Below are 15,883 nucleotides of genomic sequence, written 5' to 3'. Positions count from 1 at the left end.
TAAACAATTCCGTCATCGCCCGGACCTACCGTGCAGCGGTCCCCCTTCCCTGCATGGCCGCCCTCCGATGAACATCAGCCCCCTGGTCCTGGGCATCTCCCTGGCCCTGATCTCCCTGCACGGCAGCGCGTCTGCGCAGGACGCCCCCGTCCAGAACAAGGACAGCGCCGATGCCGCAACACTTGATGCGGTGGTGGTCACCGGCGCGGCACGCACCCAGCGTCGCTTCGATGCGTCCTTCGCCGTCAATTCACTCAGCCGCGAAGACGTGCAGAAGCTCGCACCGAAAAGCTACGCCGACCTGCTCGGCTCGGTTCCCGGCATCCATGTCGAGGCCACCGGCGGCGAGGTGCAGAACATCACCCGGCTGCGCGGCATTCCCACCGATCGTGGCTTCATCGCCTTCCAGCAGGACGGCCTGCCGCTCTACCAGGAGCTGGATGGCCACTTCTTCAATTCCGGCGACGGCATGAACCGGTTCGACGTGATGAACCAGCGGGTGGAGATCGTGCGCGGCGGGCCGGCGCCGATCTATGCCAGCAGCGGCGGCGCCATCGTCAACAACATCCTGGCCGAGGGCTCGGAAGAGACCCTCGGCAAGGCGCAGCTGACCATCGGCGATACCGGGCTGTACCGCGGCGAGATGTACCAGTCCGGCGCGCTGGGCAAGGACACCTTCTACGCCGTCGGTGGCTTCCTGCGCCAGAACGATGGGTACCGCGACAACGGCTTCCCGAACGACAAGGGCGGGCAGATCCGTGGCAACATCAAGCACTACTTCGACGACACCAGTTGGTTCAAGGTCAGCGGCACCTTCGTTGACGACCACAATACGTTCTACCTGCCGATCCCGGTCGCCGACCCTCGCAATCCCAGCGTGTCGCTGGATCCCTACATCGACTACTTCGACGGTACGCTGAACTCGCCGTCACTGCGCAGCGTCAACCTGAAGTACCTCGATGGCGGCGGTGTCCTGCAGGGCATGAACCGCGACCTGGCCGATGGCCGCCACATGCGCTTCGGCAACATCGGCTTCCAGTACGAGAACACCGCCAGCGATTGGACGATCTCGCTGAAAACCGGCTACACCAAGGGCCGCAATACGTTCGACGCGCTGTACTCGACCACCAACCCGGTCGACGCACGCACTTTCGCCAACGGCTATCTGGGTGCGGCCCGCAGCGCCTTCGGTGCCGGCGTCGCGCGGATGGGCTACGCGCTGGCCGGCAGCAACGGCGCCAGCGCCTACGATCCCTACGCCGACTCTGGCCTGGTGATCTCGGCGCAGTACCGTGCCGCAGATTCGGACTTCTACTCCGGCCAAGCCGACTTCAGCGCGACTCGGCTGTTTGAAACGGCCTGGGGCAGCCACGATCTGAACATCGGTGCGTACACCGCCTTCTTCGGCACCACGTCCTTCAGCCTGTACCAGGACATGCTGATGGAGATGCGCGGCAAGCCACGCCTGCTGGATCTGGTGGCCTACGGCAACGATGGCGCGCCGCTGGGATATGTCACCGACAAGGGCACGCTGCGCTATACCACCACCCTCAATCGCGGCAAGGTCGATGCCCGCATGTTCGCGGTCTACGCCAATGACACGTGGACACTGACGGATCGCTTCAAGCTTGATGCCGGCATCCGCCATGAACGCTACCGCTACGAAGGCTATGCGGAGCAGACCGCCCAGGTCGACCTCGGCGATCGCAGCACACTGGCCGACAACACCACACGCCGGTTCACCGGCGTCGTCCAGAACCATCGCCTGAATCCGTCCGCCACCAACTGGACGGTCGGTGCGAACTTCGACTTCACCCCTGCAGTGGGCGCCTACGCCCGCGTGTCGCACATGGAGATCGTTCCCAACTCGTCGGTGGCGCGCTCGATCGATCCGACCATCGTGCAGACCCAGCTGGACCAGTACGAGCTGGGCCTGAAGGCGGCTTTTGGCCGGTCCTACCTGTACCTGACCGCGTTCTACACGAAGTTCGATCCACTCAACGCGTCCTTCGTTGCCTTCAATCCGACGACCGGCCGCAATGACCAGTCGGTGCCCTTCATCGGTACCGCCGTCTCCAAGGGCATCGAACTGGATGGCCTGTTCCGGCCGCTGGACTGGTTCAGCATCGCCGGTTCGATCACGGTCAGCGATCCGCAGTACGACAGCCTGCAGAACGATTCCGGTGCCGATCCGGCGGCGGTCAATGGCAAGCAGATCGTTCGCGAACCCAAGCTCTACGGCAACCTGCGACCGACTTTCAGTTTCCAGCACGGCCAGGACCAGTTCGAGACCTGGCTGCGCTATGACGTAGTCGGCAAGTCCTACGTCGATCTGTTCAACCAGACAGCGCTGCCTGCCTACCAGACCCTGGGCCTGGGCGTTTCATGGAAGCGCGGCAACTGGGGCGCACAGCTGGTGGGCGACAACCTGACCAATGAAAAGGGGCTCACCGAGGGCAACACCCGCACCGACGCCCTGGCCGGACAGGGTTCGGCCGAGGCAATCTATGGACGGCCGCTGTTCGGCCGCAACGTCCGCCTGATGGTCAGCAGGAGCTGGTGATGCACCGACGATTGAGCTTGTCCCTCGCCCTGGTGGCCACGGCTGTGCTACCGCTTGCAGCGGCCGCTGACGACCGTGACAGCGCGGCACTGGCCGGGCGCTTGTTTCCAACCCTGGTGCAGCTGAAGCACGACGCACTGCCCGCCCCTGCGCGCGCCCTCATGGTCGAACGCACGCAGCGCATGACTGGCTGCCGGACGGCGGCCTGCACACTCGAGGCCGCGCGCTGGACGCCGGCGCAGGCCGATCTGCTGGCCACCACGGTTCCGGCGCGCGCCGATGCCATCGAAAGAGAGCTGGCGGGCCTCAACAACATTCTCTCCGTCTATGGCCAGGGCCAGCCGCCCCGCTACGACGCCATCGACGGCCCCGTCGGCGCGGCAGGCAGCACGCGACTGGCCGGAGATGTTGCCATTGCCATGCAGATGAGCGAAGTGGACGCCGGCGCGGCCTACACCGCATTCGATCGCAGCATCGCCGTGGCGGTGGGCCTGCTTGATGCCAATGACCGCCTCGATGCGATCCGCTTCGAGCCCCTCAACGCGGGAATGAACGCCGCGCCATTCGCGCGCGCGCGGCAGTTCGATTGGAATGCGCATCCGTACACAGCGATCATCGTGCTGGGCCAGGGACCGGACGAGCTGACCACCCCACTCAGCGCTGGCAGCAAGCTGCGCCTGAAAGCCGCTGCGCAGCGCTATGCGGCGGGCGATGCACCTTTCATCATCGTCTCCGGTGGCGCCGTGCATCCACGCGGCACCCGAAGCGTCGAAGCGGTGCAGATGCGCGAAGCGCTGATCGCGCGCTTCGGCATTCCCGCAGATGCGATCATCATCGAACCGTATGCCCGCCACACCACCACCAACCTGCGCAACGCGGCGCGGCTGCTGACCGCGCTGCAGGCACCGCCGCAGCAACCGGCACTGGTGGTCAGCAGTCCATCGCATATCGATTCGGTCGCCAGCAACGGGTTCAATGAGCGCAACCGTCGTGAGCTGGGCTACGTTCCCGGCAAGGTCGGTTCACGCATTTCGCCGTACGCGATCACGTTCGTGCCAGCGCCCGAATCACTTCGCATCGACCCGATGGATCCATTGGACCCCTGAAAGGCGCGACGTCATCCTCAGTAGCCGACCTTCAGCGTGAACATCACGTTTCGCGGTGCACCGTACCAGCCCTGGTTGTAGAAGCCGATCTGCGAGTAATAGTGGCGGTCGAACAGATTGTTGATGTTGACCGCCGCCGACACGTTGGAACTGAACTGGTAGCGCGCCATCAGGTTGACCAGTGCGTAGCTGGGCTGCTCCACGGGCACCCGGCGATTTCCGGGCGCGGTGGCGGTCTGGTACATGCGGTTCTGCCAGTCCACGCCACCGCCGATCGTCAGCTGGTCCCAGGCACCTGGCAGGCGCCAGGTGGTGAACAGCTTGAACAGGCTGCGCGGCTTGGCGGTATTGATCGCCCGGCCCTGCGCGTCCTGCGCGATGAAGGTGGTGAAGCTGGTGCCCAGGCTCCAGCCCGGCAGCGGCTCGCCGGCCAGTTCCAGTTCCAGGCCGTCCACGGTTGCGCCCTTCACCGCACGATAGGCCGCTTGTGTGCTGCCTTCGACCAGCCCGCCGGTGGCTTCGGCCAGGTTGTCCTGCTGGGTGCGGAACAGCGCGGCCGAAGCATTCAAACGCTCCTGCAGCCAGCTGCCCTTGAGACCCAGCTCGTAACTGCGGCCGCTGACCGGATCGAGGATCTGCCCGGATTCATTGCGGTTGTTCTGCGGCTTGAAGATGCCGGTGTAGCTGGCGTACACGCTGCTGTAGCTGTTGAGGTCCCAGACCACGCCGGCATACGGTACGAACTCGTTGCGGTAGCGGTACTTCCGCTTGGTGCCAAAGTAGACCTGGTCGGTCTCCCAGTTGCTCATGCGGCCACCGACGATCACGTGCAGCGGATCGGCCAGTGACAACCGCGCCACCGCGTAGGCACCGCTCTGATGGTTGTCCAGATCGTCGGCCTGGGTCTTGCTGCTGGCCCACGTCGGCTCCGGCGTGCCCGGCCCGTGCCAGTCCAGATAGCTGGCCAGCGGCGGCAGCGGCGCCAGCGCGCGGTACTGCCCCAGCGCGATTTCATCGCGTGAGCGCGACCAGCCGATGGACGCAGTGTGCTGGCGGCCGAACAGCTGGAACGGACCGGACAGGCTGGCACTGATCGCTTCGCGGCGCACCGGACCGTCGTAGCGGGTGAAGCTGTTGCCATTGGGCATGGCGCCGGTAACCGGATCGGGGTAGCCACCGCGATAGAGATGCTTCATTTCCATGTCGGTATGCGAGCGGCTGTAGGACACGCGCGCCTGCCAGTCGTTGCCGAAACGATGGTTGAAGTCGAAGAAGCCATTGCGGGTGTCGGTGGTCATCCGTGCCCACGGCGCGGTGGCTGATACCGAGCGGTCGAAACGGGTGCGCGTGCCATCGGCGTTGAACAGCGCGAAGCCGCTGCCGAAGCCACGGTTGTCGTTGCCTTGGTAGGAGATGCCGGCGATCAACCCGGTGTCCTCGCCCAAGTCCACGCTGACCACGCCGTAGAGCGTCTTCGCCGTACTGTCCAGGCCAGCGGTGTAGCTGTCGCCCTCTGCCTGCGCGGCCACCAGGCGACCACGCACACGCCCTTCCCGGCTCAGCGGGCTGGACACATCCGCCCACGCGCGCCGTGCGTCCCAGCTGCCGAGGCTGATGCCACCACTGGCAGCGAACTCGCGCAGCGGGCGCTTGCGCACGTAGTTCACTGCCGCCGAAGGATTGCCGGCGCCGGTCATCAGGCCGTTGGCGCCGCGCACGATCTCGATGCGGTCATACACCACCATGTCCAGGTTGTTCTCGCCGAAATTCCACGGCGACAGCACCGGCATCACCACGCCATCGAACTGGTAGTTGTCGATGTCGAAGCCGCGTGCGGAGAACGAGTAGCGGTTGGCGTCGCTGCGCGTGACCGAGATGCCAGGTGCGGTCGCCAAGGCATCGGCGGTGCTGAGCAGGCCACGGTCCTCGATCTGCTGGCGGGTGACCACGCTGACGGATTGCGGGGTCTGCCGCGAGGTCAGCGACAGTCCGGTCGCCGTGCCCATCGAGTCGGTGGTGTAGGAACGCGACGTTTCCGTGCTGCCATCGAGGTCGGCCGTGACCTGCACGGTTGGAAGCTGGGAAGGCGTTACGGACGGAGTGCGTTCGGCGGCGTGGGCAGCGTTGAACAGCGCCAGGGTCGTGCCGATGGCGCTAGCCAGGGCACACGGGCGGAAACAGGCAGGCATGGGAGATCCAGCGGGAAGGAAAGGCTGGATGAGAATTATTGTCATTTGAGCGTGAGCGTACGTATGCGCGGACGCAGCAGGCGTATGCGCACTGCCGACGGTGGTCCGGACTCAGCGAAGCTCGCTGGGCGCGATGCCGTAGCGCGCGCGGAATGCGGTCGCGAAATTGGTGGCGTGCCGGTAGCCGACGAAATGTGCGGCCTGCTGCACGCTGCAGCCCTGCCGCAGCTGCTCGCAGGCCAGCTGCAGGCGCCGCTCGCGCAGCCAGGCGAACACCGAACACCGGTGCACCTGCTGGAACTTCAGCCGCAGGCTGCTCGGGCTCATGCAGGCCAGGCGCGCCAGATCCTCCAGGCTGTGGTCAGCCGCAGGTGATGCCTGCAGGCAGTCGATCACCCGTTGCAGCATGCGGCGATCACGTGCTGAAACACGCTGGTCCGGCGATGCCTCCTGGGCAGGCGCACCCAACGCCATCGCCAGCATCTGCAGGCCCACACCCTCGCACAGCAGCGCATGCATTGCGCCCTGCCAGGTCCCCGACAGCAACTGTTCGGCGGCATGTTCAAGATGCGCGGGTACCTGCCAGCTGTGCAGCCGCCGGCGACCATGGCGATGCGCCTGCAACAGCAGTTCGCTGATCACCGGATCATCCATCTCGGCCGGTGCATCCAGCGAGACATTCAGACTGCGCATCCGTTGACCGGCCGGATGAATCGCAGTCATCGGCGTGGCATCGGCCAACACCATCGCGCCGGCGCCGCGGTTCATGCCGATCACAGCCTGCCCTTCCAGGCGTGCTCCGGCACGACCTTCCAGCATCACGATCGCAGCGAACGGCGGGGGTGCCTCCGAAGTCGCCTCGAACGGCTGATGCGCGACCACGTCCGACAGCGCCAGGCTGATGCCAGGGCGCAAGCAGCGCTGTTCCACCCTGCCCTCGACCACGCACAGCGCGCCCGAATCGGCGGCGGACGCGAGTGCTGGCAGCCGATAGCGGAAACCACTGCTGCGGCCCAAGCGGTCCAGGTCGGCGAGGGTGAGGCTGTGCATGGTGCGCCCGTGAAAAATCACCCGCCATTCTCATATGAGAACCGTTCTCATATCCAGCTCTGGTGGCAAGGCCCAATCCGCCCTTGTCGATACAAATAGTTACGTTATAACATTTCACATCAACTTCACGGATCGTGTCATGCGCCGCCATCTCCTTGCTGCAGCCATTCTGTTCGTCGTCCACACCGCCCAGGCCGCGGACGAACCCACCCTCCCCACCCTCCAGGTCCAGGCCTCCCAACCCTCGCGCATCGACAGCCGGGTCACCGTCGACAATCCGCAGGCGCAGAACCGCACCCTCGGCGGCCTGCTCGAACACGTCTCCGGTGTGCAGAGCAGCGCCTTCGGGCCAAACGCGGGCGCTCCGGTCATCCGCAGCCTCAGCGGCAACCGCGTGCAGATCCTGCAGGACGGCCAATCGATTCTGGGCATGAACGCGATCAGCGGTGACATCAACATCCCGTTCGATCCGCTGTTCGTACGCAGCGTCACCGTCAACAAGTCCTCCGACACCGTGCGCTATGGGGGCAATGCGATCGGCGGCAGCGTGGAGATCGACTCGGGCCTGATCTCCCGCAGCATGGAAGACAAGGATCAGTCGATGGAACTGGTCCTGCGCAAGGGCTTCAACGCGGCCGACGCGCAGGGCTTCCGCATGAACTTCAACAACCAGCGCAACATCTCCACCAATCTGCAGGTGTCGCGGCAACGCATCTCGCACTACGACATCCCCGGCAACAGCAAGGCCAGCGTCTGCAACACCGGGTTGTTCCCGGCCGGCGGGGGCGTCAATTCGGCACTGGCCGACGCCTGCCAGAAAGAGGCGCGCGTCCAGCAGATCTACAACAAGGCCTCGCAGCCGTACATCGACCAGTTCATGACCGAGAACCCGGACTGGGCCGATGGTGATTTCTCCTTCTACACCAACAATCCGACGTCGGTCTGGCAGCGCCGCACCTACATCAATCCGGTCAACCCGGCCTACGTGCCCGGCACGCCGTCGTATGTGCAGAAGCAGATCAACAACGATGTGACGCCCGACTACCATCACCGGCTGGGCAACAGCTATGCGCGCAACAGTCAGGTGGCCTTCGGCTCGACCCTGTTCTTCGACCGTGGCTACGTGGGTGTCAGCATTGATGCCAAGGACAGCGAGTACGGCGTTCCAGGCTTCTCGATGCAGAACCTGTCGTTCGGTTCCAACTATGCCGATGGCCTGCCGGTGGGCGTGGTGATCAAGCAACAGCGCTACGCGCTGGAAGCCCTGCTGCGTGATCCACTGCCGTGGTTCGAGCGCGCGGAACTCCGTGTTTCCAAGCTGGACAACACCTCAGGCGAGCGGCTGGGCGCCACCAAGGCCAACGACTACGATTTCGAGAGCACCCAGGCCGAGCTGCTGCTCAGCCATCAACGCATCGGCCCGCTCAGCGGCCTGCTCGGTTTCAGCCATCAGTCGCGTGATGTCACCGGCAGCGGCTCGCAGCGCTACCTGCCGGACGTGGACACCCGCAGCAATGCGGTGTTCCTGAAGGAAACGCTGGATTTCGGCTGGGCCACCTTCGACGCAGGCATGCGCCACGAGCGTGTGGATCACGAATTGCAGCCCAGCCGCTTCAAGACCGCGCGCAATGCCGCCAACACCAAACTGCAGGACCGCGACTACCGGCTCAACAGCTACAGCCTGGGTTCGTATGTCGAGCTGGGGCCGATGTTCGCGGCCAAGGTTCGCTACTCGTCTTCGCAACGTGCCCCGGAGATCAACGAGCTGTATGCCAGCAACGCGCACTACTCGGTGATGACCCAGGAAGAAGGCAACCAGAACCTGGAACCGGAACGCGCGAAGAACCTGGAGCTGACCGGCCTGTTCCACCTCGGTGGTTTCGAACTGTCGGCCACCGCGTACCGGATGAAGTACGAGAATTATCTCTACCTCGGCTACTCCGGCCTGCAGACCGCCAACCGCCTGCCGCTGAAGTACTGGAAGCAGACCGACACCACGGTGAAGGGCTTCGAGATCGATGCTTCGCAGGCATTGGACCTGGGCCGCTTCGGCACGTTGAATGTGTCCGCCTTCGCCGACCTGGTGAAGAACAAGGCCGACCGCCCCGATTCGCTGCGTGCCCACAATGACGGCGAGTACCTGCCGAACATGCCGACCAACCGCTACGGTGCCAACCTGCAATGGCAGCGCGAGGGCTGGAAGGCGCAGCTGTCCAGCACCTACTACGACACCCAGAATTACCTCGGCCGCAATGTCAGCGAGGAAGTGCCACTGGATGCGTTCAACATGGTCGACCTGCAGGTCAGCCGCGAACTGCCGGTGCGCAACAGCTACATCGCCGGCGTGGAGGTGTTCGTCAACGGCAGCAACCTGCTCAATGAAGAAGCACGGCCGCACAATTCGCCGTTGAAGTACATCGCACCGTTGCCCGGGCGGGGCTTCCAGGTGGGTGTGACGGTGAAGCTCTGACAACCGGATGCATCGGTACACGCCTGCAGGCAGACGGCCTGCAGGCGTCGTCCATCGCCCCCCTGCGTGGTTGCGCCACGCTCCCCGGTTGATTCACCATCGGCAGAAAAGGAGAGCGTGATGAACTGGAAGCATGCGGTTTCACTGGCGCTGTTGTTGTCCGTTTCATCAGGCGCAAGTGCTGCGTCTGCGATCACCTACGACAAGGATGGCCGCTACGGCTATTCGATGAACCAATCTTCCCTCACCACTGCGATGCAGCAGTCGCTGCACTACTGCGCAGCGCGATCGCGCAATTGCGGTCAGTCCGCCAGCACCAGCAGCGAAGGCTATTCGGCCATAGCGACCGGCACGATTGCGTTGAGCTTTGCACTGGGTGAGAAGACCGCGGACGCCGCGCAGCGGAAGGCCGAAAGAATGTGCAGGGAACGTGCCAACGACTGCACGCTTGCCTTGCTGTGGCGGGAAACCTCAACTCGCTATCTTGAACCGCCACAGCTGCCCGGTGCGCCCGCTCCGGCACCAGCGGCGACGCCCGCGCCAGTGCCTGCCACCCGTACGGATCAGCCAGGATAGCCAGCTCCACGCCGGCTGTACTTTCGAGTGTCGGATAAAGAAAAACGCCTGCAGATCGAGGATCTGCAGGCGCTTCTTTGTATCTGGCGGAGTGAGAGGGATTCGAACCCTCGATAGAGCTTTTGACCCTATACTCCCTTAGCAGGGGAGCCCCTTCGGCCACTCGGGCATCACTCCGGGGTTTTCTCCGCGTCTGGTGCGTTGCACCTCAGCGGGGCGTGAATCATAACGTTAATCGAGTGCGAAGGTAAAGCGTTATTCGGCAGAATTTTCGCTACCGGTGCCACCGGCTTCGTCACCGCGCTGGATGCGCTGATAGATCTCTTCGCGATGCACAGCGACGTCCTTCGGCGCGGTGATGCCGATACGCACCTGGTTACCCTTGACGCCAAGCACGGTGACGCTCACCGAGTCTCCGATCATCAGGGTTTCGCCGACGCGGCGAGTCAGGATCAACATTTTTGTAAGTCTCCATGGAACCGTGTGGAAGGGTATCCCCCACCGGCTTGACGCTCCGTCAAGAAGCGCTACCACGACAAAGGGAAAAGATTCGCAATGGTACCGTCAGCCGTCCCGCTCCTACAAGGAGGGGGACGGCCAGGTTCATCACAGGCGGGGGCTGACCCATTCGACGACTGCAGCCAGCGCAGTGGCAAGGGCGGGCCCGTCCTCGCCACCACCCTGGGCGAGGTCCGGGCGTCCGCCGCCCTTGCCCCCGATCTGACCGGCGATATGGGACAACAGTTCCCCGGCCTTGACCTTGCCCATTGCGCTGCCGTTCACACCTGCGACCAGGGCAGCCTTGCCGTCCTGGGCGCCGGCCAGCACGATCACCGCATCGCCCAGCTGCTGCTTCAGGCGGTCCATGGCGTCACGCAGGGCCTTGGCATCGAAGCCCTCCAGACGGGCGGCCAGCACCTTCACACCGGCAACCTCGACCGCCTGGCCGGACAGGTCGGCGGTAGCACCGGCGGCAACCTTGGCCTTCACGGCGTCCAGTTCGCGCTCCAGCTGCTTCTGGCGCTGGCCGAGGGCACGGATCTTCTCGACCACGTCGGCAGCGCTGCCACCGAGCAGGTCGGCGGCTTCGGCCAGGCGAGCCTCTTCGGCGTCCACGTAGTCCAGGGCGCCCTGGCCGGTGACCGCTTCGATACGGCGCACGCCAGCGGAGACACCACCCTCGGAGGTGATCTTGAACAGGCCGATGTCGCCGGTGCGGTTGACGTGGGTACCGCCGCACAGCTCGGTGGAGTAGTCACCCATCTTCAGCACGCGCACGTGTTCGCCGTACTTCTCGCCGAACAGGGCCATCGCGCCGAAGTCCAGCGCTTCCTGCATGCCCATGTTGTGCACTTCGGCAGCGTTGTTGGCACGCACCTGCTGGTTGACCTTGCGCTCGATCACGGCCAGCTCTTCCGCGCTGATCGGCTGGAAGTGCGAGAAGTCGAAACGCAGGCGGTCCGGCGCGACCAGCGAGCCCTTCTGCTGCACGTGGGTGCCGAGCACTTCGCGCAGGGCGGCATGCAGCAGGTGGGTGGCAGAGTGGTTGAGGATGGTGGCGCCACGGCGCTCGCCATCGACCTGGCCGGACAGCACATCACCGACCTTCAGGCCGCCTTCGGACAGGGTGCCGACGTGGCCATGGAACTGGCCGGCGAACTTCTGGGTGTCTTCCACCACCAGGCGCACGCCGTTGCCGGTGAGCACGCCGGTGTCGCCGACCTGGCCGCCGGACTCGGCGTAGAACGGGGTCTGGTTGGTGATCACGATGACCGCATCACCGGCATCGGCCGACTGCACCGGACGACCGTCCTTGAGCAGCGCCAGCACGGTCAGGCCGTCGGCCTGCAGGCGGTCATACCCCAGGAACACGGTTGGGCTGAGGGTCGCCACCAGCTCGGCCGGCAGGGTCACGCCACCACCGAACTTGCCGGCCGCGCGCGCGGTCTCGCGCTGCTGCTCCATCGCGGCGTCGAAGCCGGCAATGTCGACGGTCAGGTCGCGCTCGCGGGCGATGTCCTGGGTCAGGTCGAGCGGGAAGCCATAGGTGTCGTACAGGCGGAACGCGTCAACACCCGGGATCACACCATTGCTGGCCTTGCCGGCCACGTCCTCGAAGATCTTCATGCCGGCATCGAGGGTTTCGGCGAAACGCTCTTCCTCGGCCTGCAGCGCACGGGTGACGGTGTCCACCGCCGCCGGCAGTTCCGGGTAGGCCTCGCCCATCTGCTCGACCAGGGTCGGCACCAGCTTGCTGAAGAACGGCTGGCGCACGCCCAGCATCCAGCCGTGGCGCAGGGCGCGGCGGATGATACGGCGCAGCACGTAGCCGCGGCCTTCGTTGGACGGCAGCACGCCGTCGACGATCAGGAACGAACAGGCACGGATGTGGTCCGCGATCACGCGCAGTGACTTGTTTTCCAGGTCGGCGGTGCCGGTCAGCTCGGACGCCTTGCGGATCAGCGCCTGGAACAGGTCGATCTCATAGTTGGTGTGCACGTGCTGCAGGATCGCCGCCAGGCGCTCCAGACCCATGCCGGTATCCACGCACGGCGCCGGCAGCGGCACCAGGGTGCCATCCGGCTGGCGGTCGAACTGCATGAACACCAGGTTCCAGATTTCGATGAAGCGGTCGCCGTCCTCATCCGGGGAGCCCGGGGGGCCGCCGGCGATATGGTCACCGTGGTCGTAGAAAATCTCGGTGCAAGGGCCGCACGGACCGGTGTCGGCCATCTGCCAGAAGTTGTCCGAGGCGAACGGTGCGCCCTTGTTGTCGCCGATGCGCACGATGCGCTCTTCCGGCACGCCAACCATGTCGCGCCACAGCGCGTAGGCCTCGTCGTCGGTCTGGTAGACGGTGACCAGCAGGCGCTCGGCCGGCAGCTTCCAGACCTGGGTCAGCAGCTCCCAGGCCCAGGCGATCGCATCCTTCTTGAAGTAGTCGCCGAACGACCAGTTGCCCAGCATTTCGAAGAAGGTGTGGTGGCGTGCGGTGTAGCCGACCTGGTCGAGGTCGTTGTGTTTGCCGCCCGCACGCAGGCAGCGCTGCACGTCGGCCGCGCGCACGTAGCTGCGCTTCTCCGCGCCAAGGAACACGTCCTTGAACTGCACCATGCCGGAGTTGGTGAACAGCAGGGTCGGATCATTGCCCGGCACCAGCGGCGCCGACGGCACGATGGTGTGGCCTTTGCCCTTGAAGAATTCAAGGAAGTCGCTGCGGATCTGGGAAGTCGTGAATTTGGCGGATGCGTTCATTGGGGGCTGGCAGTCTGCGGGCCGGCGGGCCCGGACCACCGGCCGCGTTGGCCAGGGTCGCGAGGGACCGCCGAAAACCTAAAGGGTATCAGGCCCGGCGCCGCCAGTCTCAGTCATCCGGGTCGTAGCGGGTCGCACGGCGGATGCTGTCGCCGTCGAAGCCCCGTCGGGCCAGCAGATCGGCGGCCTTGCGCCGCTGCGTCAGGTCCTGCGGACCGGCCTCACCAAAGCGTCGGCGGACCAGATCACGGGCATTTTCCTGCCAGTCGCCTTCGTAGCTGTCCATCGCCGCGGCAATCGCGGCACTGTCCAGGCCGTGAGTGCCCAGCTCGGCGCGGACATGGATCGGCCCATAACCGGTGTTGGCGCGCATCCGCACCAGGTTCTCGGCGAAACGGGTGTCGTCCTGCCAGCCGGCCTCTGTCAACTTGGCCACAGCCGCCTGCGCGGCTTCGTCTTCGATGCCGCGTGCGGTCAGCTTGCGGGTGAGCTCCTTGCGCGAGTGCTCGCGGCGGACCAGCAGGCCCAGCGCTCGTTGCACGGGCGTCTGCTCGCGCGGCCGGCGTTTGCGGCCGGTGGGAATGTCGTCGGCGTCGGACATCGGTGCTCCAAGGGTGGCGCCATCCGTGGCGCCCAGCCCATCCCTGGGCGATTCGAACCTGCGGGACAGGGCGACGTCACTGACGGCGCCGCCCTGCCCCACAGCAAGCCTTATTCGTCGTCACCTTCGTCGTCGCCTTCCTCACGGGTGGCTTCGGTCGGCTGGAACTTCTCGCGCAGCTCGGCTTCAAGCTTGGCAGCGACCGTCGGGTTGTCGCGCAGGTAGCCACGGGCGTTGTCCTTGCCCTGGCCGATACGCTCTTCACCGTAGCTGTACCAAGCGCCGGCCTTCTCGACCAGCTTGGCATCCACACCCATGTCGATCAGCTCGCCCTCGCGGCTGATGCCTTCGCCGTACAGGATCTCGGTGATGACCTGCTTGAACGGAGGCGCCAGCTTGTTCTTGACGACCTTGATCTTGGTCTGGTTGCCAATGATCTCGTCGCCCTTCTTGATTGCGCCGATACGGCGGATGTCCAGGCGCACCGAAGCGTAGAACTTCAGCGCGTTGCCGCCGGTGGTGGTTTCCGGACTCTGGCCCGGCATCATCACGCCGATCTTCATGCGCAGCTGGTTGATGAAGACCACCAGGGTGTTGGAGCGCTTGATGTTGCCGGTCAGCTTGCGCAGCGCCTGGCTCATCAGGCGGGCCTGCAGGCCCGGCAGCTGGTCGCCCATCTCGCCTTCGATTTCGGCCTTCGGGGTCAGCGCGGCGACCGAGTCGATCACCAGGATGTCCACCGAACCCGAACGGACCAGCATGTCGGCGATTTCCAGCGCCTGCTCGCCGGTATCCGGCTGCGACAGCAGCAGGTCGTCCACGTTCACGCCCAGCTTGGCGGCGTAGATCGGGTCCAGCGCGTGCTCGGCGTCGATGAAGGCCGCGGTGCCGCCCATCTTCTGGCATTCGGCGATGGCCTGCAGGGTCAGCGTGGTCTTGCCCGAGGATTCCGGCCCGTAGATTTCAACGACACGGCCCTTCGGCAGACCGCCAATGCCCAGCGCGATGTCGAGCATCAGCGAACCGGTCGGGATGGCTTCGACGGGCTCGACCACGCGGTCGCCCATGCGCATCACCGAGCCCTTGCCGAACTGCTTTTCGATCTGGCCCAGAGCTGCAGCGAGGGCGCGCTTCTTGTTCTCGTCCATCGGATTGGTCCTTGCAGAGGTCGTGTCGTTGGAGGTGCTGTCTTTGGGGGTCTTCTTTGCCATGGGTTCACTTTAAGTCGGACGTATCGCACAGGCTGAGATTCTGCCCGGCGCTCTGAAAAGAATTATCGGACATCCGTACCAACCTCAGTGGAACCAGAGAATCGCCACAAAAGACCGCGGGGTAATGCGCTATGGAACGGGTCAACGGTTGGGCCGCAGCAGGCCGCAATAGAGGCCCTCGATCGAGAAGTCCTGGTCCGGCAGCACCTCGATCGGCTTGTAGTCGGGATTGCGCGGCAGCAGGCGGATACGATCCCTGGCGATCTTCAGCAGCTTGACGGTGATCTCGTCATCGATGCGGGCCACCACGATCTGTCCGGAATGAGCATCGCGGGTGCGGTGCACACCGATCAGGTCACCGTCGAAGATGCCCTCGTCGATCATCGAATCGCCCTGCACCTTCAACAGGTAATCCGGTGCCGGCGAGAAGAACACCCGGTCCAGCACCACGAAGTCGTCCGAGCCGATATCGGCACCGATCGGCAGACCGGCTGCGACACGGCCCAGCACCGGCAGGCGCAGGACGCTGTCGGGCAGGCCCGGCTCGGCCAGCTTCTCGACAGGTGGCGCCTGTACCAGGCGGATGCCGCGGGCCTGGCCCGGGATGCGACGGATCGCACCGGCCTGCTCCAGGGCCTCCAGGTGGTACTGGGCCGCGCGCACGCCCTTGAAGCCGAACGCACGTGCGATTTCAGTCTGCGACGGCGGCGCGCCTTCGCTCTCGATACGCTCGGCGATCAACTGCAGGATCGCCTGCTGGGTGTCGGTCAGGTCCATGGTTAGTAGTATTACTACTAACGAATGGAACTGCAAGTGCCGGGGGCGACACGGCGGCATCCGTGGTGCCGAGCTGTGCTCGGTA

11 protein-coding genes and 1 tRNA gene are annotated in these 15,883 nt (G+C 64.9%); 4 read left to right on the top strand and 8 right to left on the bottom strand.

Going from position 1 to position 15,883, the window contains the following annotated elements; genetic code table 11:
- The first annotated feature begins 67 nt into the window (after positions 1–67).
- On the top strand, positions 68–2,563 hold the full coding sequence (locus tag ACZK13_RS07645; RefSeq protein WP_478482408.1) for a TonB-dependent receptor: 2,496 nt from the start codon (positions 68–70) through the stop codon (positions 2,561–2,563).
- A complete protein-coding gene (locus ACZK13_RS07640) occupies positions 2,563–3,669 on the top strand; it encodes a YdcF family protein (RefSeq protein WP_478482407.1) in 1,107 nt (368 codons plus the stop codon). Before ACZK13_RS07645 ends, ACZK13_RS07640 begins: the two co-directional genes overlap by 1 nt.
- A 17-nt stretch (positions 3,670–3,686) precedes the next feature.
- Here the strand turns inward: ACZK13_RS07640 and fauA are convergent, their stop codons facing one another.
- Together fauA and ACZK13_RS07630 are read right to left on the bottom strand one after the other, a co-directional pair.
- On the bottom strand, positions 3,687–5,858 hold the full coding sequence (gene fauA, locus ACZK13_RS07635) for a TonB-dependent alcaligin siderophore receptor FauA (RefSeq protein WP_478482406.1): 2,172 nt from the start codon (positions 5,856–5,858) through the stop codon (positions 3,687–3,689).
- Between the two features lie 111 nt (positions 5,859–5,969).
- Complete coding sequence (locus ACZK13_RS07630) at positions 5,970–6,908, bottom strand: helix-turn-helix transcriptional regulator (RefSeq protein WP_049422688.1); 939 nt, start codon at positions 6,906–6,908, stop codon at positions 5,970–5,972.
- A gap of 139 nt (positions 6,909–7,047) precedes the next feature.
- Here ACZK13_RS07630 and ACZK13_RS07625 point away from each other — a divergent pair, with 139 nt between their 5' ends.
- Positions 7,048–9,378, top strand: a complete 2,331-nt coding sequence (locus ACZK13_RS07625) for a TonB-dependent receptor (RefSeq protein WP_478482405.1) — start codon at positions 7,048–7,050, stop codon at positions 9,376–9,378.
- 120 nt (positions 9,379–9,498) lie between these two features.
- A complete protein-coding gene (locus tag ACZK13_RS07620) occupies positions 9,499–9,954 on the top strand; it encodes a DUF4189 domain-containing protein (protein ID WP_125895288.1) in 456 nt (151 codons plus the stop codon).
- Between the two features lie 84 nt (positions 9,955–10,038).
- Here ACZK13_RS07620 and ACZK13_RS07615 read toward each other — a convergent pair.
- The 6 genes from ACZK13_RS07615 to lexA form a co-directional block, all read right to left on the bottom strand.
- Positions 10,039–10,131 (bottom strand) — tRNA-Ser (locus ACZK13_RS07615).
- A 78-nt stretch (positions 10,132–10,209) separates the two neighbouring features.
- Entirely contained in the window at positions 10,210–10,413 is a 204-nt protein-coding gene (gene csrA / locus ACZK13_RS07610; protein ID WP_004152909.1) for a carbon storage regulator CsrA, read from the bottom strand.
- Positions 10,414–10,560: 147 nt separating this feature from the next.
- Entirely contained in the window at positions 10,561–13,209 is a 2,649-nt protein-coding gene (gene alaS / locus ACZK13_RS07605) for an alanine--tRNA ligase (protein ID WP_336686254.1), read from the bottom strand.
- A gap of 109 nt (positions 13,210–13,318) precedes the next feature.
- Positions 13,319–13,810, bottom strand: a complete 492-nt coding sequence (gene recX / locus ACZK13_RS07600; protein WP_014036760.1) for a recombination regulator RecX — start codon at positions 13,808–13,810, stop codon at positions 13,319–13,321.
- 110 nt (positions 13,811–13,920) lie between these two features.
- Entirely contained in the window at positions 13,921–14,958 is a 1,038-nt protein-coding gene (gene recA, locus ACZK13_RS07595; RefSeq protein ID WP_049449560.1) for a recombinase RecA, read from the bottom strand.
- A gap of 204 nt (positions 14,959–15,162) precedes the next feature.
- Positions 15,163–15,798 carry a transcriptional repressor LexA gene (lexA, locus tag ACZK13_RS07590; protein WP_253144621.1) on the bottom strand — a complete coding sequence of 212 codons (636 nt, stop codon included), beginning with the start codon at positions 15,796–15,798 and terminating at the stop codon, positions 15,163–15,165.
- Between the last annotated feature and the right edge of the window lie 85 nt (positions 15,799–15,883).

Source organism: Stenotrophomonas sp. 99219_Sma, assembly GCF_056480785.1.
Note: the sequence above shows the minus strand (reverse complement) of the source record. Positions and strands in the feature narration are given on the sequence as shown.